At 40.0% G+C, this 25,733-nt stretch carries 19 protein-coding genes; 16 read left to right on the top strand and 3 right to left on the bottom strand.

Annotated features, from left to right (window positions below; genetic code table 11):
- Positions 1-178 precede the first annotated feature (178 nt).
- The gene (locus TW85_RS05675; RefSeq protein ID WP_046016134.1) at positions 179-556 is read left to right on the top strand and encodes a DUF427 domain-containing protein; all 378 of its coding nucleotides are present in this window, start codon (positions 179-181) and stop codon (positions 554-556) included.
- On the opposite strand, the gene TW85_RS05670 is transcribed toward TW85_RS05675, so the two are convergent.
- Entirely contained in the window at positions 553-1,209 is a 657-nt protein-coding gene (locus tag TW85_RS05670; protein WP_202904833.1) for a TetR/AcrR family transcriptional regulator, read from the bottom strand. The genes TW85_RS05675 and TW85_RS05670 overlap by 4 nt on opposite strands.
- 68 nt (positions 1,210-1,277) lie before the next feature.
- Between TW85_RS05670 and TW85_RS05665 the strand changes: the two genes are divergently transcribed.
- On the top strand, positions 1,278-2,015 hold the full coding sequence (locus TW85_RS05665) for an SDR family oxidoreductase (protein ID WP_046016132.1): 738 nt from the start codon (positions 1,278-1,280) through the stop codon (positions 2,013-2,015).
- Positions 2,016-2,351: 336 nt separating this feature from the next.
- Here the strand turns inward: TW85_RS05665 and TW85_RS05660 are convergent, their stop codons facing one another.
- A complete protein-coding gene (locus TW85_RS05660; protein ID WP_046016131.1) occupies positions 2,352-3,254 on the bottom strand; it encodes a LysR family transcriptional regulator in 903 nt (300 codons plus the stop codon).
- A 160-nt stretch (positions 3,255-3,414) separates the two neighbouring features.
- Here TW85_RS05660 and TW85_RS05655 point away from each other — a divergent pair, with 160 nt between their 5' ends.
- The 4 genes from TW85_RS05655 (at position 3,415) to TW85_RS05640 (ending at position 8,876) form a co-directional block, all read left to right on the top strand.
- On the top strand, positions 3,415-4,140 hold the full coding sequence (locus TW85_RS05655; RefSeq protein ID WP_046016130.1) for a sulfite exporter TauE/SafE family protein: 726 nt from the start codon (positions 3,415-3,417) through the stop codon (positions 4,138-4,140).
- Positions 4,141-4,546: 406 nt separating this feature from the next.
- A complete protein-coding gene (locus tag TW85_RS05650; protein ID WP_046016129.1) occupies positions 4,547-6,388 on the top strand; it encodes an ATP-binding cassette domain-containing protein in 1,842 nt (613 codons plus the stop codon).
- A gap of 20 nt (positions 6,389-6,408) precedes the next feature.
- Positions 6,409-6,897: a hypothetical protein gene (locus TW85_RS05645; RefSeq protein WP_157196893.1), complete on the top strand. Its 489-nt coding sequence runs from the start codon at positions 6,409-6,411 to the stop codon at positions 6,895-6,897.
- A gap of 47 nt (positions 6,898-6,944) precedes the next feature.
- Positions 6,945-8,876 (top strand): calcium-binding protein, encoded by a 1,932-nt coding sequence (locus TW85_RS05640; protein WP_046016127.1) that lies wholly within the window; start codon positions 6,945-6,947, stop codon positions 8,874-8,876.
- A gap of 66 nt (positions 8,877-8,942) precedes the next feature.
- On the opposite strand, the gene TW85_RS05635 is transcribed toward TW85_RS05640, so the two are convergent.
- Positions 8,943-9,266 carry a hypothetical protein gene (locus TW85_RS05635; RefSeq protein ID WP_046016126.1) on the bottom strand — a complete coding sequence of 108 codons (324 nt, stop codon included), beginning with the start codon at positions 9,264-9,266 and terminating at the stop codon, positions 8,943-8,945.
- Positions 9,267-9,543: 277 nt separating this feature from the next.
- On the opposite strand from TW85_RS05635, the gene TW85_RS05630 reads away from it, so the two are divergent.
- The 10 genes from TW85_RS05630 (at position 9,544) to TW85_RS05585 (ending at position 25,731) form a co-directional block, all read left to right on the top strand.
- Positions 9,544-11,007: a TolC family protein gene (locus TW85_RS05630; RefSeq protein ID WP_084616138.1), complete on the top strand. Its 1,464-nt coding sequence runs from the start codon at positions 9,544-9,546 to the stop codon at positions 11,005-11,007.
- Complete coding sequence (locus TW85_RS05625; protein WP_052701907.1) at positions 11,004-12,269, top strand: efflux RND transporter periplasmic adaptor subunit; 1,266 nt, start codon at positions 11,004-11,006, stop codon at positions 12,267-12,269. Before TW85_RS05630 ends, TW85_RS05625 begins: the two co-directional genes overlap by 4 nt.
- Entirely contained in the window at positions 12,269-15,436 is a 3,168-nt protein-coding gene (locus TW85_RS05620; RefSeq protein WP_046016125.1) for an efflux RND transporter permease subunit, read from the top strand. The genes TW85_RS05625 and TW85_RS05620 overlap by 1 nt, the downstream gene beginning before the upstream one ends.
- Before the next feature lie 283 nt (positions 15,437-15,719).
- Entirely contained in the window at positions 15,720-16,826 is a 1,107-nt protein-coding gene (locus TW85_RS05615; protein ID WP_046016124.1) for a hypothetical protein, read from the top strand.
- A 283-nt stretch (positions 16,827-17,109) separates the two neighbouring features.
- Positions 17,110-17,574: an Lrp/AsnC family transcriptional regulator gene (locus tag TW85_RS05610; protein WP_046016123.1), complete on the top strand. Its 465-nt coding sequence runs from the start codon at positions 17,110-17,112 to the stop codon at positions 17,572-17,574.
- A 34-nt stretch (positions 17,575-17,608) separates the two neighbouring features.
- Complete coding sequence (locus TW85_RS05605) at positions 17,609-19,279, top strand: aminotransferase class V-fold PLP-dependent enzyme (RefSeq protein ID WP_046016122.1); 1,671 nt, start codon at positions 17,609-17,611, stop codon at positions 19,277-19,279.
- Positions 19,280-19,474: 195 nt separating this feature from the next.
- Positions 19,475-19,723, top strand: a complete 249-nt coding sequence (locus TW85_RS05600; protein WP_197477686.1) for a DUF4212 domain-containing protein — start codon at positions 19,475-19,477, stop codon at positions 19,721-19,723.
- A gap of 12 nt (positions 19,724-19,735) precedes the next feature.
- Positions 19,736-21,469, top strand: coding sequence for a sodium:solute symporter family protein (locus tag TW85_RS05595; protein WP_046016120.1), 1,734 nt, complete (start codon positions 19,736-19,738; stop codon positions 21,467-21,469).
- A 244-nt stretch (positions 21,470-21,713) separates the two neighbouring features.
- Positions 21,714-22,199 carry a hypothetical protein gene (locus TW85_RS05590; protein WP_046016119.1) on the top strand — a complete coding sequence of 162 codons (486 nt, stop codon included), beginning with the start codon at positions 21,714-21,716 and terminating at the stop codon, positions 22,197-22,199.
- A 193-nt stretch (positions 22,200-22,392) separates the two neighbouring features.
- Positions 22,393-25,731, top strand: a complete 3,339-nt coding sequence (locus TW85_RS05585) for a PAS domain-containing hybrid sensor histidine kinase/response regulator (RefSeq protein WP_238326167.1) — start codon at positions 22,393-22,395, stop codon at positions 25,729-25,731.
- The last annotated feature ends 2 nt before the right edge of the window (positions 25,732-25,733 follow it).

Here is a 25,733-nt window from a genome sequence, read left to right as displayed (position 1 = left end):
GGTAAAAAAGGTAATCTGTTTGGGACACCTGAAGGTAAAACAATAGTTCCTATCTCTGTTCAAAAATCTATGAACAAAGCCTTTGCTGGTAAGGCCTTTCTGACTCAGTTATGGTCAATTTAAACAGCATTTTATGCAATTGATTTCGAATATCTAAAAGATCTAGAAGAGGTTAAATATGCTTAATAAGGCTCCAGGGTTTATCGATAACCCCCATCATAAAATTGTTATCACCCCCTCAAATAAAACTGCAACGGTAAGCTATGAGGGTCACGTTATTGCGATGAGTAATAATTTACTTATTTTGGATGAAGCTGGGTTAAATAAAGTGGTTTACATTCCAGAAAAAGATATCAAGATGTCCCTCCTAGCTGAGAATAAGCACACTACCTATTGCCCTTATAAAGGCCATGCAAGCTATTGGTCTTTAAAGCTTGAAAAAGAGACAGTCGAAAACCTTGCTTGGGGTTATAAAACACCTTTCTTGGAATGTGAAAGCTTAATTGGACATCTCGCTTTTTATCAAAATAAAGTAGAAATCGAGCTTATTGGTTAGATATCCATACCATCTAACAACATGTCTACCATTGCCTCTAACTCACTGGGGACTTTTCCTAGTTTGGCCATGGTTGCGGTTCCTTGCAACAAAGTAAAAACTGCCAATGCTTTATCTTGTGATGTTTGACTATGTCGCTTTGCATTCGAGTTCGCTTGATGATGAGTTAAATGATGTTTGGTAAAAAAAGCATGCAAGGTGAATAAAGTATCTTCACCTGCTTTTTTAATACAAGACTCGGCCTGTTCTGGAAGGTTATCTCCTTTTGCCTCAACGGAACAAAGGGATATAAAGCACCCTCTAGGTGTGTCATCACGACATTGGTTTTCAATACTTGCCATGAGAAATGCTTTCAACCCTTGCTTGGGAGTCAGACTTTCATCTGATAAATAAACAACAGAAGGCGCAGCAAAATGTGTCAGATAATGCTCTGTCACGGTTAAAAACAACTGCTCTTTATTTCCAAAGGTCGCATACATACTGGGCTTATTAATACCCATTGCCTGAATCAAATCTGTGAGTGAAGCACCAAGGTAGCCCTTTTTCCAGAATACCTTCATCGCTTCAACTAAGGCTTCCTGCTTATCAAATTCTTTCTTACGACCACCCGCCATACTTGCCTCAAAATTATTTTCATCAAACCACTTGACCAAACTATACCGATAGGTACAGAATAGCTCAACCTTACCGATCGGTACAATTCATATTTTAAGGATTTAAAATGAGCATATTAGTAGAAAATAAAGTGGCATTAGTAACTGGCGCAAACCGTGGCATAGGCAAAGCCATCACTGAAAGTTTGTTAAAGCATGGCACTAAAAAAGTTTATTTGGCCGTAAGAGACCTAAGTAGCACTGATAGCCTTGTTGAAAAATATGGTGATAAGGTTGTCACCCTTAAGCTTGATATAAGCAATTCTGAAGAAATTAAAGCACTTGCAACATCTGCAAAGGATGTTGAAGTTGTTATTAACAATGCAGGTATTCTAGAAATTGCTGACCTATTCGAAGAGGAGTTTGATCAAGCATTAGAACAACAGCTAGATATTAACTTATTTGGTTTAGTCCGAATTGCAAGAGCATTAACGCCTGTAATCGAAGCAAATGGTGGAGGCGCATTTGTACAATTAAATTCCATAGTTTCTATCCGCAACTTCTCAGGCGTTGATGCTTACTCAGCCTCAAAAGCGGCTTCTTACTCCATTACTCAAGGGTTAAGAGAGCAGCTTTTAGATAAAAACATTCAAGTTTTAAGTGTACACCCTGGGCCTATTGATACTGATATGGCTGCAAAAGCAGGCATGACAGAGGGTGAATCAGCAAATACGGTTGCCGAAGGTGTTATTTCAGCCTTAGCAGAAGGTCAATTCCATCTATTTCCTGATCCAATGGCAAAACAGTTTGAAACAGCTTATCAAGAATTTTCTAAATCGATTGTACTGGCAGATCTCGGTAGCTAATGCATATTAAATAGTTTGTTATCTCTAAAATGGACCTAAACATATTAATAACTTAGGTCCATTTTTCATTAACATGGTGCTAGTCGCTATAGCCTGGTTGGTATTGTTTAAGGAACCTGCGATTAAGTAACCTCTTCTCAGTCTTTTCAGAAAAAGCGTCAAGCAAGGCGTCACTTTGATGTAATGTAGGTACCTTTCGAAAAGGGACAACACAGAGTGACGCTTTTTCTGTAAGACCCGCAGGGCGTGGCCTAAAAGCCCTATCTTTATGTTGAGGTGCTTATCAATAGAATGACTATTAAGTTCACACCTCGCCATCAATCTAGGCACTTTTATTTACACGCTGAGACGGGAGGACTTATTCGAAGGTTCCTTAATCATATAATCCCAAAAACTGTTTGCGATAGCTGAGGTATTGCTTTTTAAGCGAATAAGGTAAATCGGTAATACAACATTAGAAGCAAAATCTTCCACCTCTATCATCTCGACACTCCCCTCTTTTAGCTCTTTTTCAACCATGTGATAAGGCAACCGAGACCAAGCCAAGCCTGACACAATTAGCCTCTGTTTGATCATATAGTCATTAACCGTCCAACGTTGGCCATTAGGGATCACATTTAACCTTTCTATTGGGTGCAATGAACCTGAATCTTCAATTAGAACTTGAGGGCGGTTTTTTAGTTCAGCTTGAGGAATGATTCGCTGTGTTTGGTTTTCAAGATAATGAGGGGCTGCCACTGTCACTAATTTTAGTTTGGCTATTTCAACAAACTCAAACTCTTGTCCTAAGCCATAATTTGGGCTAATTGCTATATCTGCTTTACCTGATTGCAAAGACTCTAATACGCCAGATAGATGCTCTGTACTCATGCTTAAATGCATTTCTGGGTGCTTTTCGACAAACATTTGTAGCTGCACTAAACCTTGTAACTGCACACAAGATGCACTTAGCGTCAGGGCCAAATTTGGACCTATACCTGATGCTAGCTGATGACCCAATGCCTTTAGTCCTTGCATCTTTTCTAGCGTGATACGCGCTTCTTGATAAAACACCTTACCTTCTGGCGTAAGCTCAGGTCGATAAGCATCTCGGCTGAGTAATTGCACTTCAAATTCTTGCTCTAAACTTGCAATCGCAGCGCTTATGGTTGATTGAGTTTTATGTAAAAAATTAGCGGCAGCTCTAAAACTTCCCTGCTCAACTACGGCCACAAAAGCATAAAGATGGACATTATTCATGATAGATAAAACCTTTCATCTTAATCAAAAAATAGCGTTATCTTACGATCATATTGCAAATTAAAATAGGCTTCATTCAAATTCATCAGATTCCTAGTCTTTCGAGCTTCGCTCATAAACTAAGACAGCTATTTCATTTTTAGAGGATACATTAACCTTTATGGATAACAGCCAAATCGTATTGCTTCTTGCAGGTTTTATTACTGGTATTTCTAAGTTTTCAACCGGTGGGATGGGATTCATTATTCTCACACTTACTTTGACAGCATTTCCAAGCGCAGAAGCAATTGTGGTGTTATTACCCATGTATTTAGTGGCAGATATGCTTGCAGTAAGTAGTTATCGTACTGATGTATCTTGGCCAAGCTTAAAACGTTTATTACCATTGGCGGCACTGGGTATTGTGCTCGGCTCATTTCTACTTGCCCATATTGATGCCAACACCTTTAGTAAGTTGCTTGGTGTCATTATTCTCTTCACCTTAGGTTTAGGCACTTACCTAGAGTGGAAAAAAGTCAGCTTTATGCAAACTAAATCTGTCTCTCGCTCTATGGCTTTTTTTGCTGGCGTTATTAGTATTTTGGCAAATGCTGCAGGCCCAATCATTAGTCTCTACTTATTAGAGCAAAAGCTGAGTAAAAACAGCTATGTTGCGACGCGGGCTTGGGTCTTTTTAATCATTAATATCATTAAGATTACCGTGGTCATTTCTTTAGGCATTCTTAGTTGGCCTTTAGCTAAGCAAAGCCTGATTACCCTACCAGCTCTTTTAGTCGGTGCTGGTATTGGTTATTTACTGCTCAAACGACTTAACCTTAAACAGTTTAAAACCTTGATTCGGGGAATGACCTGTATAGCAGCGGTTAAGTTGATTTTTTTCACTTAATTCAATTGTTAAAAAGAGTTCAACTAGAAGCAGAAAAAACAAAAAAACAGAGTCAGAATTAATTTAATTAAAATTAAATCAATTAACTTTAATTAGAGCCATAAATATAATAACACCTTAGATTAAATTATTTTTATCAACAGCTATAACTTAAGTTATAAAAAATAAAGCAATACAAAAACTCTTTTAAATTAAACATTTTTCTTGTGAAAATCTCGTTTTATAAAATACTAAAACTCTCTCTCATGGTTTATTTTTGCAACATAGTGTTGCAAAAAAGTATCTATCCAAACAAATATCTCTTTCATACGATCCGTAAAAATTTTATTTAAACAATTATTTCTTATAAAAATAATAATTTAAAAATTTCTAATTTAGAAAAAACAAATAGAATCGGATATTTAAATTGAAAAAAACAAATAAAATCAGAAAATTAAAAAAAGATATTTCACGTTCTTTTTTAATAATCTTATTAATATCATCTCTAACAAATATTCTTCTTTTAACCGCTCCACTTTATATGATGGCAATATTTGATAAAGTGATGCTTAGCTTTCAAATAGAGACTCTTTTCTTAATTAGCGTATTAGCCTTAATAGCACTGGTCACATATGGCGTGATTGAATGGTGCCGCTCTCAATTATTATTTAAAACAGGAAATTGGTTAGAGAAAAGTTTAATCCCAACAACTCTTGAAGCAAGTTTTTCGGCTACACATGATGGAAAAATCATAGGGGCTCAGGGGATTCGAGATTTAGCACAAATTAAATCTTTAATAGGAGGTAGGTCTTTACTCCCAATACTAGATGCACCATGGGCTTGTATATTTCTTATTCTATTATTTTCCATGAATGTATGGCTTGGTTTATTCACACTGATATCTGCACTCATTTTAATTGGCTTAACTTGCATTAGTGAGTTCAGTACTCGAAAACACCAGATTAGCTTTCAGAACAAACAAAACCAAAGCCAAATTTGGCTAGATCAAAGTATTAAAAATAGTGATGAAATAATTGCTCTTGGTATGCATGACTCGCTCATAGCGAGGTATCAAGAAAAGTTCTCAGAAGCTCAAGCAGATTATCAAATATCACAGCAACGATCTTCAAGTTTATTAGCTTTAGCGAGAACCATTAGAATGCTGTCACAAATAGGTATTATGGGCATCGCTGCATACCTATTGTTACAGGGAGAAGTCTCTCCTGGAATAGTAGTTGCGGGCTCAATATTGATGTCACGAGCGTTAAGCCCTATTGAGCAACTTATGAGTGCTTGGACGCAATTACTTACTGGGCGCAATGCCTATATAAACTTGACTGAACTACTCGATACCTACCATAGCCAAGCCCCCCTTAAGAAGCAGCCTAAAGACCCAATAAGCACATTATCTATCAATAACTTAACACTTTTAAAATCAGGTAAATCGTCCACTAATTATCAAGCTAAGCATGCTTCTAGTTACTTATTACAAGGGATAAACTTTGAGTTAGAAAAAGGCGATATATTAGCGGTTTTAGGACACTCTGGAGCAGGCAAAACAACCTTATGTAAAGCTCTTGTTGGCCTTTTAAAGCCAAGTTATGGAGAAGTGAGGCTAGATGGGAACGAGCTAGATCAATGGTCACCCAAAAATCTCGCTTCTCATATTGGCTACCTCCCTCAGGAAGTGAATCTAGCGCCTGTAACCATTTGGGAAAATATTGCCCGCCTAGATCCCAATGCATCTATGGAAGATGTATATGTAGCAGCAAAAAAAGCAGGAATACATTCTTTTATCCAACAACTTCCCGATGGCTATAACACAAAGCTAGCACTCAATACTCCCCAAATATCTGGCGGTCAAAAACAAGGAATCGGGCTTGCTAGAGCACTGTATAAAAGCCCTTTTGTTCTAGTGCTTGATGAGCCTGATGCCTTTTTAGATGCTCAGGCATGTGAGTCTTTAAAAACAAACCTAAAAGCCTTAAGCCAAGAAAATCACTTAATTATTTTTATAAGCCATAAACCCAATACGATTGATTTAGCCTCTAAAGCAATTGTCTTAAACAAAGGGCGTTTACTTGGAAAAGGTTTAAAAGATGATGTTCTTAATATGCTAAACACCAAGTCAATTAAAGCAGATGACAAAGCTCAAGAGTCAACGAGTAACAGAGGTGTTGAAAACAAAGCCACTCGTTATGACTATGGTTACAAAGTGAAAATAGGCACCTCGAGAAACTCTAAAAACTCAACAATAGGCCAAGCATAATGTTACCTCAGAAAAGCGCTATGTTAAGTGAATTAACCTTCCCTCTTTTAATCTGTATAAGCGCAATAGTCTTTTTTATCGGTGTATTAGGCATTTGGTCTTATTTTGCACCAACATCAGGGGCAATTATTGCTTCAGGAGAGGTACGCCCTAATACATCGAAGGGCTTTGAGGTTATAGCACAGCTAAATCCTCTCGATATTGATCAAGTTAAAATAGGTAGCTCTGTAAGGTTAAGTTTTTCATCTTATAGCTTTAAAAAACAAATCCCCATAGAAAGAAAGATTCAGTTCATATCAAAGGATACTGAGTTTAACCCTAGGTCTAATAAATTTCATTATACGGTAAAAATTCCGATTGAATCGAAAAAAATCATTATCGAAAACCCTGTAATTAAATTAAGAGCAGGCTTGCCTGTTGAAGTTTTCATCCAAACTAAAAAACGTACTTTATTTGAATATTTAATGGACTCAATAATCAACTTAAAGGAGAAAGGAATGCGAGAGTAAAACAATAAAAATCATTGAATAATTTTTAATTTTTTTGGAGATAATAGATGACAACGCATACATATAATGGAAATGATGAAGACAACACTAAAGTATTCTATAGGTATTATTATAATACCGACGACGGCTTTTATAGCAACCATAGCTGGGAAGCTTATATGGGCAGCGGAAATGATTATTTGGAATACAATGGTGGTGCTGTACGATTAGCTGATGGGTATAAGAACAAGGACCTATATGCAGAACTTGGCTCTGGTAATGATGATTTTCTAGCCAAAGACTGTGAGTATTTGGCTACAAATTTTAGCTTTACTGTTTATGGAGGATCTGGAAATGACACAATGGAAATTACCTGTAATAAAGATAGGGAGCATTGGTTATATGGAGAAGAAGGAGATGATACTGCTCTAGGAGAACAAGGTAGTGAAAATCTATATGGTGGTGATGGAGATGATTATTTAGCAGGAAGGCGTGGTGAGGATTATCTCTATGGCGGAGCGGATAATGATGTTCTTTTTGGTGGTTGGGACCAAGATTACTTAGATGGAGGCGATGGTAACGACTTTATTGATCCTGGCGTACGAACCGGTAGCGACATTGACACAGTTTATGGAGGTACAGGTAAAGATATAGTCACCTCTGGCGATTTTGATAGCTCAATCGCAGACTCTAGCTCTACTGTCGATTGGGAAAACTGGGGGATTGGTCAAACTATTTTACGGACATCCGCCCTTGGCGCATCAACAGCAACGCAAGGAAACCCACTCGTTTCTGCTATGTACAGTACCGGTACCAGTGCTTTAATGACATCTGTAAATAGTCTAATGAACGCAGGCACTGACTCTCAAAGTGAAGTATCTCAAGCTGATTATGTGGATTTTTTAGATTTTGATGAACAAGATATATTTATTGTTACCAGTTCTGATGAGTTTGGTGATATTCGTGGTGTGCCAAGTACATCACATGGTGATTTCACCGTAAACGCTGACCAAACAAGTGGTGGGAATGGCGGAATAGTTGCGATTTTAAGCCCTAGCTCATCCTTCTCAAGTTACATTTACAATAATTTAAATAGTACTTCAGTTTCACTTAACACAGCATTAGGGCAGATTTTTGAAGTAGTTGATAAAACTCGATTAGAAATAACTCGAGATGGAAGCAATTATTATGACGGTGATGGAAACCAATATGATACTAACACCATAGACTCACAGCTAGATGCTTTCAATGTCAGTTCAAACACTAGCGCTCAAGATTTTTTTAACGGTCTTGAGCTTGAGAGTGGAGACTCTTTGTATATCTATGGCGCGTTTGCTGGACGATTTTTTCAAGGAGCAAATATTGCAGATACAGGCAATGGCACTGACCGGTTTATAGCAGGAACAGACAATGCAGATGCTTTGGCTGTACATGGCTTTACCGATACAGACGATGATCCAATTGAAGGCCGTCTATATGGCTTAGACGGAGATGATCTTTTAATTGGTGCAGGCGGTACAGATTATATTTATGGCGGTAGAGGCGCTGATATTATTGTTGGCCATGGTGGGCAAGATTATCTTTGGGGAGATGGAGATAGTACTAGTTCATCAAGTAATGAATTTAAAGGTGGCTCTACAGACCTCTTTGTTGTTGACGGCTCTCATGATGTTATTAAAGACTTCAACTTTGATATCTCTGGATACAATAATAAAGAAGATATCATAATGATTCGTCTGGGAGAGAACTTTGATGAGTCAGTTCATGCTAGCCCTTATCAAGCCGATGGTGCAACTTGGCAAAAAATTTGGTGGGAAAATGATGAAAATCCATCAGGAACATGGGTATACCTAGATGGCATTAATACTTTTTACTTTAGTGAGTTACTTCAATGTAGTACTGATGGCTCCAATGAATACTATGTTGCGGCTTCAACTGACTTAAGCTTATTACCAACAGATACTGTAAATGGTGGCTGTTGGGAATCCTACTTTGATTAAGTAATCAACTTATAATACGAACAGGGAAAGTTCGTATTTAGTTATTTTCCAAAAGGTAATTTCTACCTATTCAAACTCATGATTTGCAAGCGGAATAATATTGATAACAGGCTCTTCGTATGGGTGGATATGACGAATAGCTTTGAGCGTCGCAGCAACTCTCTCTTTGTCACAGCGCACCTCGATACGGACTTCATGACCAAAGTTAATCAGGTTTTTATCCCCTGTGACAGGCGCAGATGCATCATTAGGTCGCCAAAAACCTGAAATATTAACAATCGAGATAACACTGTCATAATTACCCACTATGCCCGCTTTCATTTCAATGAGCAGATCACGTATCTTGATTATCTCTGCTTCTGGGGCATAGATTTCCAATTTATATTGCATGATTTCTGATTATCCCTATCATTATGTGTAATAAGAAGCTTAACGCCCTTACTCCTAGCCTTTTCTTTTGCCTTCAGCCTAAATATCACAAAATGTATCAAGTTAGCCTTTTTTCAGGCAAACATGCACCCTGTGTCAGCTTTCTTCAGGTTTTATTGTCAATAAAGTAAATAATTCAACTTAGCCAAGCTTTTGCTAAACATCTCAGTATTAGCTAAGTATTATGATTCTCTTATATATTTTATTTTAACTTATCCTCTTTGAGACCATACACTTTATGCCTCTTTTTAAGAGAAATACCCATAACAAGTTAGCTAAATTATCAGGCATGTCTGTATTAGCCTTGACTCTGTCAGCTTGTCAAAGCCTGCCAAGTTCTGATGATGAACCTTCGAATTTTAATAGTTTGGCAGCCTCTGAAGCGCAAGCAGAAAAAGTGCAATGGCAATCCACACCGATTTCAGGTGAAGCCACCAGCCTAACTGAGTTAATTGATGATAAAGGCTTAACGGCTTTGATTGAGCAAGGAATCAGCGCTAACCCAGACCTTCAACAAGTGTTACTTACTCTTAAAATACGTCGGGCCCAGTTGAACCAAGCGGATGATAGTTTGCTACCAACAGTGGACGCTTCATTTAAAGCCAACAATGATGAAGAGAAAAACAATACCTATACGGGCGGCCTTACGGTTAGTTGGGAAGCTGACTTATGGTCTCAAATAGCAGATGGGAATAAAGCCACAGCGAAAGCCTTTTCAAGCCAGCAAGCTCTTTATCAAGCCTCATTAGATTCCTTAGTTGCTCAAATCATGTCTGCTTGGCTAGGGGTAATTGCTCAATCAAGAGCATTAAAGGTTGAAGAAGACAGAGTTGAGCTCTTAGCAAAAAACGAATCCCTATTATTAAACCGTTATAAAAATGGTAATGGTGATCTTGAAGGATTAGATGGTGCAAGAAGCTCTTTATCCAGTGCTAAAGAAAAGGTCGAACAGTATCGTGAAGATTTAGCTATAAACCAACGTAGCTTAATGCGCCTTTTGGGGTATAACAAAATTGAAGATATTCAAATGCCAACAGATTATCCTGAGGTGCTCATTCCTTTAGCGCAATTACCTGAGCAAACCTTAGCGCGTCGCCCTGACCTTATGTCTGCATTTTATGACATTGAGCAAGCAGATTTAGAAGTTCAAGTTGCTTATAAAGACCTACTCCCTTCACTGAGTTTAAGTGCTAGCTTAACCGATGTGGCTTACTCTCCTACTGCTGCACTTTTTACGTCACCTGTATGGGGGCTATTAGGACAACTAACCATTCCTCTGTTCCAGCAAGGAAAGCTAGACCTTGCGATTGATGTAGCGAAATATGAAGCAGCACAAAGTTATCAGATCTATAGAGCGGCTCTCTTAGATGCTGTATTTGAAGTTGAAAATGCCATCAGCCTTGAGAAGTCTCTAAGCCTTCGCCAAACTCACCTTGAAGATGCCTTAACCGCAGAAAAGAACAACCTACTGCAATATCAAAAGAACTTTAAAAACGGCAGTGTTGATATAGTCGATTTACTGGGTGTGCAACAGGATGTATTTAACTTAATTGCCTCATTGGATGACCTTATTTATCAGCGTCTTGATAACCGTATTACCCTTGGCTTGGCCCTTGGATTATCTGGCCAAGTCGCTAACACTCAAGGTAAAGATCAAAACACTAAGGGCAAGCTTGCTGCCTCAAATGGAGTATCACCATGACACGCAAAGTCTCCCAATTTACCTTTTTAATCGCCTGTTTATTGGTGTCTGGCCTAATTTTTATTTTTGTCTCAAACCAACTTGAAGCGAAGAAGAGCCAAACACGCCCTAAAAAAGCCAGTGTACAAGTGCTGCCTCAGGTCTCTGTTATACCAACAAAAGTTGGGAATTATCAGCCTGTCATTGAGGCATTTGGTAGTGCCGAACCCAAATACTCTCTTACCTTAGAAGCGCAAAATTCAGGGCAAATCACCAATTTAGCCAAAGAGTTTGAAGCAGGTAAGAAGGTAAAAGCAGGAGAGCTACTTGCCATTATTGCAGACACGAGTTATCAAGCTAGTGTGGCAACCCAAGAATACGCCGTTACCAGCGCGGTAGTCGCGTTAAAGGAAGAGTTAAGAAGTGCGGAGCAAGCGCTTGATGAATGGAATGCATCAGGGCTATCTGGCCAACCTAGCTCAGATTTAGTATTAAGAGAACCACAAATCGCAGAGGCAAAAGCAGCCCTTTTAGATGCTAAGGCCAGCCTTAAAGAAGCAGAACAAAACCTTGAAGATACTCGCATCAAAGCACCATTTAATGGGCTCGTAGTTAGCCGTGAAATCGTGCCAGGCAGTTATGTACAAGCAGGCACAGAGATAGGCACCATTTACAACACAGACCGCATGGATATTAAGATTGCCCTTTCAGCCAAAGATTGGGCTAAATTGCCTAGTATTGAAACCATGCAAAAAGAACGTTGGCCTGTCACTTTAACGGATGTTGAAACCCAAGCTAAATGGCAAGCGTATGTGCTTTCTGCAGATAGCCATAGAGATAGTAGCACTCGCCTTAGAACCTTAGTCATCGCTGTTGATAACCCATTACAGCAAACCCCAGCCCTTTATGCAGGCAGCTTTGTGAAAGCTAGCTTAAAAGGGATTTCTATGGGCAAGCTGTGGCAATTACCTAGCACAGCCTTTAGTCAGAAAAGCCAAGTATGGTATTTAAATCAGGAAAATAGACTCGCTGCATTTAGTGCTGATCCTGTCTTTAGTGCTAACGGACAAGTGTATATTACCCCACCTACCGACTTACAAGCAGATGAACAGCGGGTCTTGATTCGCCCTTACAATAGTTATTTAGAAGGTATGAAGGTTAAAAGCAATTTAGATGCTAGCCAGCCCCAAGAGAACTCAAGAAAGTTATTAGCGCAGAAGTCTGGTTCACAAGAAAACTCAGCGAATCCAAGCCAAGCCTTGAATGTGAAGGGAGATAACTAATGTCATCCGCCCACCCTCATGGCCCGAACTCGGCGAACTCCCCAAGTGGCATTATCCCTTGGTTCACGCATAACCCGGTTGCAGCTAATCTACTAATGCTACTTGTGATTGCCCTTGGTGCTTTGACCATGGGAGATTTACGTAAAGAAGCCTTTCCCAGTACCGAACCCGATACCATCACCATTAGCATTGATTATGACAGTGGTTCTGCACTTCAAGCCGAAGAAGGCATTGCAATTACGTTAGAGAATGAGTTGGAAACAGTTGAAGGTATCAAGACCATGACAACTACATCTAACGCCAATGGAGTAAGCGTTAGTTTAGAAAAGCTGTCTGAATATGATATTGATGTACTCATGACAGATGTGAAGGCCAAGGTAGATACAATTTCTAGCTTTCCTTCTGATGCTGAAAGCCCTGTTCTAGAAAAGGCAGCACGTGAAGAGCACGCCCTTTGGCTACAGCTTTATGGTGATGTTGGTCGACATACGCTACAAAACCTTGCGACTGATTTAAAAGCTGACCTACTGGCTAACCCTGATATTGGCCAAGTAACGATTTCAGGTTGGTTAGATGCCACTATCAAGGTAGATATTGATGAAGGCCGTTTGCAATCTTACAACATGACCTTGAGTGATGTAGCGGACGCCATTAACCAAGAATCAACCAATGCCAATACCGCCACTCTTAAAAATGCGGACTTATACCTTCAAATCCAATCTTCTGAACAAGCTTACCAAACCCGTGATTTTGCCGAACTAACCATCAAAACCTTTAGCGATGGTAGCCGCCTTTTATTATCCGATGTGGCGGTTATTCGAGACACCTATGATGAAGATACAGCGGTACTCTCTCGCTTCAATAATGAAGACAGTATTGCTATTCAAGTCATTACCACAGGTCTGACTGACATTTCTGATTCTGTGATTGCCGCCAAAGCTGTCAGTCAAAAATGGTTAGAATCAGGCAGGTTACCAACAGGAGTAGAACTTGCTACTTGGTATGACCGCAGTGAAGCCATTAACCAGCGTTTAGACCTACTTATTGATAATGCAATAAACGGTGTGTTTTGGGTCTTCTTAATGTTGGCGATCTTTTTAAACTTGAGTGTTGCCCTCTGGGTTGCCCTAGGTTTGCCATTTATCTTCTTTGGTACCTTATTTCTAATGGGAGATGGCTTTTTAGGCATGAGCCTAAACGCCTTTACCACCTTTGGATTTATCATGGCCCTTGGCATAGTGGTGGACGATGCTGTTGTAGTGGGAGAAAGTGTCTACAGCGAAAGGTCTAAACATGGGGATAATATTGCCAGTACAATTAGAGGAACCTTAAGAGTCGCTGTCCCCACCTTATTTGGGGTATTTACTACGGTTGCAGCTTGTTTTGCCTTATCCAATATTGAAGGCAGACTAGGTACTCTTTATGCTCAATTTGGCACTGTTGTTGCCGTTTGCTTAATGCTTTCTATCGTTGAGTCAAAACTCATACTCCCTGCTCACCTAGCCCACTTAAATACTCGTCCAACCAAGAGCCGTTTTTGGCCTATGATGTTAATTCGCTGGGTACAAAACTTGGCAGATAAAGCCTTAAGTTTCTTTACGCAACGTATTTATAAGCCAAGTATCGATTTTGCTCTCGCTAATCGCTATGGAGTCTTAATTCTCTTTGTCGGTATTTTTGTTCTTGTCGCTAGCATGCCATTTACCGGTGCAATTCGGGTAAGCTTTTTCCCCAGCATTCCTGGAGATACAGTACGCGCCAGCCTTAATATGCATAATGATGTCAGTTATGGGCAGACTCATCAGGTACTAGCCCGTATGGAAGCAGCGGCTTATAGCACCGAACTCAAACTAAGAAATGAGGCAAGCACAGATAATGGCATTATTAATCTGCAAGTCAGCTCTAGTAATGATCAATCTGGCAGAATCACCATTGAATTAGATTCGGACCTATCCTATAGCGCCAAACAATTCGCCGCCGCTTGGCAAAAAAATATTGGGCAAGCTGAAGGTGCTAAAAGCTTAAAAGTTCAAACCCGTCGAGGCAGCATTGACGCCCTTCGTATTGAACTAAGGTCTTCAAGTAGTGAGGAATTAAGTGAAGCTTCCCAATTACTCAAAGACTACCTATCTTCTATCCCTGCTGTCAGCGGTATCGAAGATAATGCCGCACTGTCTCAATCACAGCTAAATTTGAGCTTAACTGAACAAGGTAGAGCATTAGGCTTAACCACTCAAAGCCTATCTAGCCAAGTGTTAAGTTACTTTGATGGCAGTAAAGTTCAGTCTTACCAAAGAGACAGTGATGAAGTTGAAGTACAGCTAGGTTACCCTGATAGCTCTGAGGCGAGTATGACTGACCTCATTGATACTCAAATCCGTTTGGACGATGGTAACCAGGTTCCTTTAAGTGCCTTAGTGAATATCAGTTCGGGATTTACTGAGCAAGAGATTGTACGGATTGATGCAAAACGTGCCGTTTATATTAGCTCTGAATTGAATAAGGACCTTTTATCTGCCACAGAATTAGTCAGCCAAATTAAATCAGACTTGGTCCCTGAGTTAGAGCAACAATTTGCAAGCCTTGATATCAGCTTTGCAGGTGAAGCAAAGGAGCAAGCTGAAACTCAGTCTTCCATGTTAGTTGTTTTTATCATGGCGATGCTGATTATTTATATTCTCTTGGCTATCCCGCTTAAATCCTATGTACAGCCATTTCTCATTATGATGGCAATCCCTTTTGGCATCATAGGTGCCATGTTAGGTCATTGGTCTAATGATTTGGCGTTAGGAATATTATCTTTGAATGGCATCATCGCCTTAAGTGGCGTTGTGGTGAATGATAGCCTGCTATTGGCATCACGCTTTAATGAGCTTAAGCAAGAGACTAACTCAATCAAAGAAGCGATCAACCAAGCATGCCGCGATAGAGTAAGAGCGGTGTTGTTAACCTCTATCACCACCTTTGTTGGCTTAATGCCTTTATTAGGTGAAACCTCTCGTCAGGCACAGTTCTTAATTCCTGCTGCAGTATCCCTCGCTTATGGGATCTTGTATGCGACCGTGATTACTCTGGTGCTTATTCCTGCACTACTTATGGTACACGAAGATATCAAGGCGTTAATTGAACGTTTTCGCCAAGGCGTATTAGGGGTAAACCCAAAATAACTGAACTTGCTTCCTTTGCTTAAATGGCAAAGGAAGCAAGGAATGAAGGCTATTTCAGCCACCTCAGCAAACTTGAGTTATTGACTATTTGTACCTTCCTTAACTAAAAGTAACTGGATTTAATCAATCTATATGTAATTTTACAATTTGATAAATTGTATATAAATCAATTAGCTCCAGATGGAATAGCCATTTTCCTAGGTTTTTATCAGTGATAAGCTATTAACTCTGGTTAATTTCAAAGTTATACTGATTAAAACGTAAACAGAAAGTGATTTAGTTAATGTCTACTATTAATGGCTCTACAACAATACCACCTATGACACTGCCAGTGGCTTCTAGCAATGCTGCGCCTGTCGCTGCGGCAACGACACCTGCTGCCTCGGGTAGTGTTGCCTCTAGCCAAGTAGCCTCTAGTCCTAGTGTTGCGAGCCAAGCTGCCACTAACCCTGTGACAACAAGTGCTTCTGCTGCCGCAAATGCAGTGAACACACCTGCAAGTACTGCAGCTACTGCAGCACCCGCTGTTGAAACAAGTAGATATGTGGTTAGAACAGGAAGCGGGCAAGATACTCGCCCTGCACGTGATACTTACGTTGATAAAATAAATACTAAACACATCAGCCAACAACAAGCTGACAATACATTTCAACAGATCAATCCAAATCAGAAAGAAGCTCTGTTAACACGATCAGTTGAACGTTTAACCACTGAAATCAATAAGAATCAAAAACAGATCAGTAATACGGTTAATGCCTACTCTATGATTCAAGTGGCGAACGATTCTTTAGATGAAATTCAAGGTGGTTTGAAAGAGTTACAAAAACTCGCTCAAGGCACGCCAAATGAGAGAAAAGAAGGTCAATCACAAGAAGAGTTTCAAACTCAAGTGGAAGACACTCAAGCTCAAGCATTAGATATTGTGGCAGGTATTCAAGATTTATTTGATTCTACCAAGTATGGTGGTGATCCTCTTTTAACTCAGAATACTAACCAGACCTTCGCCTCTCATAACGAAACCCAATATGGCGTTACCGTAGTCACTCATAATGTGGATGGCAAATTTGAAAGAGAGGGTTTATACCAGATTGATCTGAATAGCCCTGAATCTATTCGCGATTCACTCTCGGCTATTAATGGCAGTATGGATGTGGTGAGAGATATTCGCTCTCAATACAATGCACAAGAAACAGACTTTAACACCACAATGAAAAAGCTCTTTAGTACACAAGAGCAGCTCGATGCTATGCACGACAGAATAACCAGTACTGACTTTGCAATTCAAGTCGCTGAACGAGCACAGCAAAATATGATTAATGATGCGAGAGGTTCCGTTCTTGCTCAAGCAAATGCGGATTCTAATAAAGCCCTTAATCTATTGACCACCTAATTTTTGCAATAACAGCGAAATAAAACGAATCAAAAAATACCCAATGCTTATCTGTTTTGGGTATTTTTTTGCGCTCCTCTCCTCTATTCATCCCTAAAAACATGTCTTTTCTGAATTTGTTTTCACTTTTTTAAGGTTTTTTTGATTATTTTTCTCTGTTTTTCACACAACCTTTTTTTGCTAATTCTAGCTTTGCTAAAACACATTTCTAAAAGCACTTGAAAAGTCCCTTCAAGTAGAAATAAAATACTAACAAATACAAATTTAAAGAGAAAAAATACCCATGGACAGCACAGACTTAGAACTACTTACTTTAATTCAAAGGGATGATAGTATTTCTTTAGAAGACATGGCGGCCCATGTAGGACTCTCTAAAACCCCTTGCTGGCGTCGTATTCAAAAGTTAGAACAACAGGGCTATGTGCGTAAAAGAGTTGCTCTGTTAAACAGTGATAAATTCAATTTAGGCGTTTCTGTATTTGTGCAAGTGAAGACAAATCAGCATGACGCTAACTGGTTAGACAACTTCTCAGATGTGGTTGCTCAGTTTCCAGAAGTCGTTGAGTTCTATCGTATGGCAGGTGAATACGACTATCTTTTAAGGGTATTGGTGTCCGACATCAAAGCCTATGACGAATTTTATAAACGATTGATTTCTGCAACCTCTCTAACCGATGTCACTTCTAATTTTGCTATGGAGCAAATTAAGTGGACAACGGAGCTACCTTTACCCAGCGTAAAGGATTAACAAGGGTGTAGGGATCATAGTAGAGGATAAGTACATGACCCTTTCAACCCAACAAAATACAAAATTAACTATGGCGTTAGAGTCTGTGAGACAAGGGCTTATTGGTGACAGTGAGTTTATTGAAACACCATTTGGCTCACGTAAAATCACCTATGCCGATTACACTGCATCAGGCCGTAGCTTATCCTTTATAGAAAGTTTTATTACTCAAAAAGTCATGCCTTTTTATGCCAATACGCATACGGAGGCGACCGTGACTGGCCGTCAGACAAGTGCTTATCGTGAAGATGCAAGACAGCTTATTGCATCAGCATGTCATGCAAACAAAGATGATGTTGTACTTTTCTGCGGTTCTGGCGCGACGGCTGCAGTTGATAAGTTGATTCGCATTCTAACCTTAGCCCATAACTTAAATGACTCAGATACTGTGATCTTTATTGGCCCTTACGAGCATCACTCTAATGAATTACCTTGGCGTGAGTCTGGAGCAAAAGTAGTTCGTATCAAAGAAGCTCAAGATGGCGGAATTTGCTTAAATGACCTTGAGTCACAACTACAAGCATACAAAAACACCACTCTAAAAATTGGAAGCTTTTCAGCGGCTTCTAACGTAACAGGCATTATCCAAGAGCAGGATGCTGTTGCAGCGCTATTGCATCAGCATCAAGCCTTATCATTTTGGGACTTTGCTGCGGGTGCACCTTACATGAAAGTGGCAATGAACTCTGATGTAGAAGGCGCGGATAAAGATGCTCTCTTCTTCTCTCCTCATAAACTTGTTGGCGGTCCTGGCACGCCAGGGGTTTTGATCATCAAGCGCGCCCTACTCACCAATGACAGACCTTCAACCGTTGGTGGCGGTACGGTTTCTTTTGTAAGCCGAGATAATCACACCTTTTTAGCGCCGGGCGAACGTAGTGAAGAAGCAGGCACACCGGCAATCATAGAATCCATTCGGGCTGGTTTGGCATTTAAAGTGAAATCAGATATTGGTGATGATGCCATTGAAGCATTAGAAGAGAAGTGGTCTGACCTTATCAAACAAAAATTTGATAGCAACAATGCCATAGAGGTTTTAGGTAACCCAAATGCGAAACGCCTATCAATTACGTCATTTAGGGTAAAAACAAAATTTGGCTATCTACACCATGGTTTAGTCGTGAGTCTACTAAATGATCTCTTTGGCATTCAAATGCGTGCAGGTTGCTCTTGCGCAGGCCCTTATGGCCATGACCTTTTAAACATAGATGAGCAAACATCCTTAGAGCTCGTCGATTTAATTGCACAAGACAAGCGCTTCAAACCAGGTTGGGTTCGCTTTAACTTAAACTACTTTATTGCGGAAGAAGAAGCCGAATTTATTTTAAAAGCGATCGAATTTGTTGCTGAACACGGCCTTAGACTAATGTCTCTATATGAATATGATCAGAGTACAGACCTTTGGTTGTATGCAGGTCAAAAAGCAGAGGTAATGAATTTAAGCCTTGGTTTGGATAGCTTAATGCAAGCAACTAATTCAAACCCAGATCAGGTTGAATTGTTAAGTATTCAAGCAAAAGACGATCTCTGGCAAGCTTACTTAAACCAAGCAGAAAGCCTAGTAAAATCAGCACCTTTGGTACCTCAGTATGTGTTAAATACAGGAACGACTGCTCTCGCTTCTAAGCACAGAGACTTTGTCGCTAAAGAAGATTTCCTTTACTAACTCCCTTTCTAATCAGATTACAGGGCTGACGAAGTTTCAAAAACTTTCGTTAGCCTTGTTTTACTTTTTCGCTCAATTCCTTCGTATTTTTTCTTTTCAAGCACTGTAAATAAAGCGTCTCGACTAAAGTCTAATACTGACTTTTTCATTAGGGGTTCATCATCAATATGCACTTACCTAATGAGGATAATAATAATGAGTAAGAATAATGCCTATTGGAGCGCCAATGTTAGCTTGATGATCAAGCTGCTTGTGGTCTGGTTTGTCGTTTCTTTTGGATGCGGTATTTTACTAGTCGATGTGCTCAATAATATACAGATCGGTGGTTACAAACTTGGTTTCTGGTTTGCTCAGCAGGGGGCTATTTATACCTTTGTTGTGCTTATTTTCGTCTATGCAAAAAAAATGGCGGCGCTCGATATTGAGCACGGCGTTGATGAATAATCGGAGATCATCATGGAATTACAAACATTAACCTATATTGTTGTCGGAATGACTTTTGCCTTATATCTAGGTATTGCATTCTGGGCTCGTGCGGGCTCAACGAAAGAGTTTTATGTCGCAGGTGGTGGCGTACACCCTGTACTTAACGGTATGGCGACAGGTGCTGACTGGATGTCTGCAGCGTCTTTCATCGGTATGGCTGGCTTAATTGCATTTTATGGCTATGGTGGCTCTGTCTTCTTGATGGGCTGGACCGGTGGCTATGTATTGCTCGCATTGCTTCTTGCTCCTTATCTTCGTAAGTTCGGTAAATTTACCGTACCAGAATTCATCGGCGATCGTTTCTACTCAAAAACTGCCCGCATCGTGGCGGTTATTTGTTTGATCGTTGCCTCAGTAACTTATGTTATTGGGCAAATGAAAGGGATAGGGGTCGCCTTTTCACGCTTCTTAGAAGTGCAGTATGAAGTGGGTCTATTGGTTGGTATGACTATCGTTTTCTTCTACTCAGTAATGGGTGGTATGAAAGGGATTACTTATACTCAGATAGCTCAGTATGTCGTGCTTATTTTTGCTTATACTATTCCTGCAGTTTTCATCTCACTTAACCTTACAGGTAACCCAATTCCACAACTTGGTCTAGGTAGTACCTTGATTGGCTCTGAGACCTTCCTCCTTGATCGACTTGATCAGATTGTGACTGAGTTAGGTTGGGCAGAATACAGTACTCAAACTCGCTTAAGCACCACCAACATGGTCGCTTACACTCTATCTCTGATGATAGGTACTGCGGGCCTTCCTCACGTAATTATCCGTTTCTTCACGGTACCTAAAGTGAAAGATGCGCGTACTTCTGCAGGTTGGGCACTTGTTTTCATCGCTATCTTGTATACAACAGCACCTGCTGTTGCTGCTATGGCGCGTTTAAACCTAATCAATACAATGCAACCACCAGCTGCGGAAGAAAACCTAGCTTATGCTGAGCGTCCTGATTGGTTTAAAAACTGGGAAACAACTGGTCTTCTTAAATTTGAAGATAAAAATGGTGATGGTCGTATTCAATACGAAGCAGACAAGTCTAAAAATGAGCTAGTAAAAGTAGACAGAGATATCATGGTACTTGCTAACCCTGAAATCGCTAAACTACCTAATTGGGTTATTGCACTTGTCGCAGCGGGTGGTCTTGCAGCAGCACTATCTACCGCAGCAGGTTTATTACTCGCAATTGCATCAGCTATTTCTCATGACTTGTTAAAAGGGGTACTCAAACCCGACATTACAGAGAAGCAAGAGCTCAGAGCCAGTCGAATTGCCATGGCAGGTGCCATAGTATTCGCAGGTTACTTAGGCTTTAACCCACCTGATTTTGCCGCAGGGACAGTTGCTCTAGCCTTTGGTCTAGCAGCCTCTTCTATCTTCCCTGCTTTAATGATGGGTATATTCTCTAAGAAAATGAACCGTGAAGGTGCGATTGCCGGCATGATTGCAGGCTTAAGTGTGACGCTTTTCTATGTTTTCCAACATAAGGGCATCATGTTTATTGCTAGCACATCTTTCCTAGGTGATTTACCAAATAACTGGTTCTTAGGTATCGAACCAAATGCATTTGGTGCAGTAGGCGCTTTAGTTAACTTTACTGTTGCTCTAGCGGTTTACAGAATGTATGGCGAAGCACCTAAAGATGTTCAAGATATGGTAGAACATATACGTATCCCAGCTGGCGCAGGCCAAGCATCGGATCACTAAAATTGACTGGGCCTAATTTAGTTTTAAGCTTAATTAGGTCAAGCTAAACAAAAAGATACCGATCCTTGTATCGGTATCTTTTCTCATATATAAACTCATAAACACTTGTTGCTTATACTCTAATATGAGCAAAATATAGACACGGAATGCGATGCGATAAAGTGGATAACAGGCTTTACCCTTCACTTAAGGTTTGAGCAGAAACTCACCTGTATCTCTTTAATAATCATAAGCAGGATTTTATATGTTCAAAAATAAACACGTAGTTATCGCACTAATAGTGGCGCCTATTCTAGCTTTATTAGCTTATTTTGGTGTTGATAACCTAGTCAGTGAAAAGCCTCATAAAGCCATCGAAGGGGAGTCTTACCCTCTTGTTGCTAAATCTAACTGTCGTTACACCAGTGGCAAATGTACTTTTCAGAACGGTAATTTTGAACTCAATATCTATATTGAAAACGGTAAAACCTTGATAGTAAGTTCACCCTATTCACTTTCTGAAGTAGAAGCGTCCTTACTCGATAACCAAGGCAATACTAGTAAACTTTATTTTGTCCAAGATACAGACCAAGGTACTCAGTGGTCACAGAAAATCATCTCTGAAATCACACCAGAATCAGTTATACGTTTGGTCACCATCGCCTCAAAAAGTATCTATTATGGCGAAACAGAAATGGCATTTATCGATTATCAGACCAGCTTTAATGAAGACTTTAAACGCGAGAACTAAACCATTTATGGTCAAATACACAGCTGATTGCTGTAAAGCGACAAACCTAAACCTCAATTTCAGTCTATAGGAGCTTAATATTTTAACTCCTATTTGGATTCTACTGGCGATAGCCTACATCTTAGGTTTATTTTGGATTGCTCGTTGGGGCGATAAAGAAAACCCTAAGATAAAACAGCTAACTCGGCACCCTGTGGTTTACAGCCTGTCTTTGGCTATCTATTGCACCGCTTGGACCTTTTATGGCGCTGTGGGTGAAGCCGCTCGCTTTGGTTGGAGCTATCTTCCTATTCTATTAGGCCCAGTATTACTCTATTTATTTGCATTTCCTTTTTTAAAAAAACTCACCTTTGTTAGTCACAAACAAAACATCACCTCGATCGCGGATTTCATTTCTTCCCGCTATGGTAAACGCCCTTTAACAGCACCTCTGGTCATCATGATCGCCATGCTGGCAATCATTCCTTATATTTCGCTGCAACTTAAAGCAATAGGTTCAAACTTCAGCTTATTCGTAAATCAAGAAGGTGTTTCTTCCTCTGCTATTGTGCTGATTGCAACAATTTCAGTGGGCATTTTTGCGGTGATATTTGGTACCCGTAAAATTGAGGTGACTGAATATAGATCAGGTATGATGCTAGCCATTGCGGTTGAGTCTTTGTTCAAACTTTTCGCGATTATTGGCGTTGGTTTTATTGCCATAATCCTACTCAATGACCAAGACAGTGTTTCAATTTCACAAACACTTGAGCACACTTTTAATTCTCAAGTTTGGCAAACAGATGACTTCCTTTCTTTCAGCTTTCTCATGCAGACCTTGATGGGCGCTGCCGCTGTAATTTGTTTACCAAGGCAATTTCACGTTACCGTTGTTGACCATCAAGAGAAAAAACAACTGAATATGGCCCGTTGGATTTTTCCTATTTACTTGACCATATTTGCCATACTCATTCCTCCCATCGCCATGACAGGCCAAAACTTATTTGGCGTAGATACAAATGCAGATACTTATGTCATTCAGTTTGCCATAGCCTCTGATAATACCTTTTTAGAAGTACTGATTTTCCTCGGTGGTTTATCGGCTACCACTGCCATGATCATCATTGCCACCTTCTCGTTAAGTATTATGATTTCGAACGATGTCATTCTGCCAATTATGTTGGCCAGAGCCTCCTCTCGAAATCAGGCACAACCGCTTTATCACAAGAAAATGCTACATATTAGGCGTTTTGTTATTGCCGCCATTCTTATCTTGTCTTACCTCTACTACCAAGAGATGGCCACTAGCGAGTCTTTAGCGGGCACAGGCTTATTAGCCTTCTCTCTCGTATTACAGCTGGTACCCGCTGTAATTGGCGGCTTGTACTGGCGTCGTGGGCATGCAGTTGGTGTGTATACAGGCTTTGGGCTAGGTTTTGTTTTTTGGCTACTCTGGCTTATTTTCCCCTTGCTTGGCGTGCAAGAGTGGTCAAGCCACAACTTTGAAACCCGTGCTGAAGTTATTTCCTTAGGGGCATGTATTAGTCTCATCGCCAATATTGTTGGCTATATTGCAGGCTCCCTTCTTGCTAGCGAAAGGCTCATAGATAGAATCCAAGCAACGGCCTTTGTCAGCCCGACCTCTGAACTTGAAGGTCGTTTTATTAAGCCTAAATCACTGGCACAAAACGGCGACCTCATTGTTTTACTGGAAACCTTTTTAGGTAAACAGAGAAGCCAACAAATATTATTTGAATATCAAGAGCAGCATAATTTTACCTTGTTAGAAAAGGATTCTCCTGACCGTCAATTTATCGACTTTTGTGAGCGTATCCTAGGCGGTGTATTTGGTGGATCATCAGCAAGAACCATTATCAATTCTGTCATGGTAGGTAAAAGAATGAAGGTCGAAGAGATGGTGACCTATCTCGATGAAGCGACTCAAGCCATTCAGTTTAACCAAAATTTGCTCTTTGTCTCTATGGACAATCTTGCCCAAGGTATCAGTGTCATAGATAAAGAATTACAACTGGTTGCTTGGAACAAAACCTATGCCGAGCTATACCATTACCCTGATAACCTACTCAAAGTTGGCGTACCAATCGAAAGTTTGATTCGTTTTAATGCGCAAAACGGAGAATGTGGTTTTGGTGATGTTGAAACCTTAGTACAAAAACGATTAACCCATTTACGCAATGCCAGCCAACACAGATTCTTACGAAGAAGAGCAAACGGCAGAGTCATTGAAATGTTAGGTAACCCTTTACCAGAAGGCGGTTTTGTTACCAGTTTCACCGATGTTACCGAACATATTGAAAGCCAACATGCCCTTAAAGAAGCCAATATAGACTTACAGAACCGAGTGCAAGCTCGATCTGATGAAGTAAAGAGCGTCAACCAAGAGCTTATTCAAGAGATCAATCGCAGGGCGAAAGCAGAGTTAGAACTGATTAAGGCAAAAGCAGAAGCAGAAAAAGCTAACCATACTAAAACTGAGTTTTTAGCCTTAGCCAGCCATGATATTTTACAGCCCTTGAATGCTGCTAGGCTTTATTTAGGCGCTTTAGATGCTGAGTCACTAGAGAACTCAACTCAGTCAATTGTTGATAAGCTCAATGAGTCAGTACAATCTACTGAGACCTTGATATCCACGCTATTAGAGATAGCGCGCTTTGATCAAGGAGCAATTAAGCCTGTGCTGATTGATATCAATTTGAATGATTTACTACAGCCTATCGTCAATGAGTTTTCAGTGATTGCTGAAGATAAAAGTGTCTTACTTAAAAGCCATATAGGCAAACATAAGGTGCATAGTGATCCCTTGTATCTAAGACGTATTATTCAAAACTTTGTTTCTAATGCGGTCAAATATACTCAAGAAGGTAAGGTGCTGATTGCCTGTCGTAAACGCAATGATCACTTATTAATTCAAGTATGGGATACAGGTGTGGGTATACCCACCCAAGAACAAGGCCATATTTTTGAAGACTTTTATCGTTGGCAAAATACGAATGAAGAAGGCATTGGTCTTGGACTTGGATTAGTAAAACGCATGCAAAACGTCTTAGGCCTTACAAGCGAAGTTAGATCTAAAGTTAACTCTGGTAGCTGCTTCAGTATTAAAGTCCCGCTAGCAAAAGAGCAAGAAGAGTTAGAACAACAGGCAAGCGCGACTATCAAGACAACATTTGAAGCTAAGCATCAAATCACAGCTTGGTGTATTGATGATGACCCAAACAATTTAGATGCGATGCAATCACTACTCGAACGCTGGCAGCACCCTGTCTTCTGTTTTACAAAGGTTCAATCAGCCTTAGCTCAAGAACAAGCCCCCGACCTTTTATTAGTGGATTATCAGCTTGGTCAAGATTTAGATGGATTAGCTCTTATTAAGGCAATTCGAGATAAATTTGAAAGCAATATTCCAGCCGTTTTAATCACAGCAATGCGCGACCCTAAATTGGTCCAAGATTGCCAGCAACAAAAAGTAAACTATTTACCAAAGCCGGTTAAACCAGCCAAGCTGAGAAGTATTATTCAGGCAATAAAATAGCC

This window comes from Marinomonas sp. S3726 (assembly GCF_000967665.1).
In the GTDB taxonomy this organism is placed as follows: domain Bacteria; phylum Pseudomonadota; class Gammaproteobacteria; order Pseudomonadales; family Marinomonadaceae; genus Marinomonas.
This window is presented reverse-complemented; position numbering and strand designations above follow the sequence as displayed.

What these genes read in the sequence shown, in the direction of transcription:
- TW85_RS05655 (WP_046016130.1), top strand. Translation starts at nt 3,415, where the DNA reads ATGGATAACAGCCAAATCGTATTGCTTCTTGCAGGTTTTATTACTGGT.
- TW85_RS05630 (WP_084616138.1), top strand. Translation starts at nt 9,544, where the DNA reads ATGCCTCTTTTTAAGAGAAATACCCATAACAAGTTAGCTAAATTATCA.
- TW85_RS05615 (WP_046016124.1), top strand. Translation starts at nt 15,720, where the DNA reads ATGTCTACTATTAATGGCTCTACAACAATACCACCTATGACACTGCCA.
- TW85_RS05595 (WP_046016120.1), top strand. Translation starts at nt 19,736, where the DNA reads ATGGAATTACAAACATTAACCTATATTGTTGTCGGAATGACTTTTGCC.
- TW85_RS05640 (WP_046016127.1), top strand. Translation starts at nt 6,945, where the DNA reads ATGACAACGCATACATATAATGGAAATGATGAAGACAACACTAAAGTA.
- TW85_RS05600 (WP_197477686.1), top strand. Translation starts at nt 19,475, where the DNA reads ATGAGTAAGAATAATGCCTATTGGAGCGCCAATGTTAGCTTGATGATC.
- TW85_RS05605 (WP_046016122.1), top strand. Translation starts at nt 17,609, where the DNA reads ATGACCCTTTCAACCCAACAAAATACAAAATTAACTATGGCGTTAGAG.
- TW85_RS05590 (WP_046016119.1), top strand. Translation starts at nt 21,714, where the DNA reads ATGTTCAAAAATAAACACGTAGTTATCGCACTAATAGTGGCGCCTATT.
- TW85_RS05665 (WP_046016132.1), top strand. Translation starts at nt 1,278, where the DNA reads ATGAGCATATTAGTAGAAAATAAAGTGGCATTAGTAACTGGCGCAAAC.
- TW85_RS05675 (WP_046016134.1), top strand. Translation starts at nt 179, where the DNA reads ATGCTTAATAAGGCTCCAGGGTTTATCGATAACCCCCATCATAAAATT.
- TW85_RS05660 (WP_046016131.1), bottom strand. Translation starts at nt 3,254, where the DNA reads ATGAATAATGTCCATCTTTATGCTTTTGTGGCCGTAGTTGAGCAGGGA.
- TW85_RS05625 (WP_052701907.1), top strand. Translation starts at nt 11,004, where the DNA reads ATGACACGCAAAGTCTCCCAATTTACCTTTTTAATCGCCTGTTTATTG.
- TW85_RS05620 (WP_046016125.1), top strand. Translation starts at nt 12,269, where the DNA reads ATGTCATCCGCCCACCCTCATGGCCCGAACTCGGCGAACTCCCCAAGT.
- TW85_RS05610 (WP_046016123.1), top strand. Translation starts at nt 17,110, where the DNA reads ATGGACAGCACAGACTTAGAACTACTTACTTTAATTCAAAGGGATGAT.
- TW85_RS05645 (WP_157196893.1), top strand. Translation starts at nt 6,409, where the DNA reads ATGTTAAGTGAATTAACCTTCCCTCTTTTAATCTGTATAAGCGCAATA.
- TW85_RS05635 (WP_046016126.1), bottom strand. Translation starts at nt 9,266, where the DNA reads ATGCAATATAAATTGGAAATCTATGCCCCAGAAGCAGAGATAATCAAG.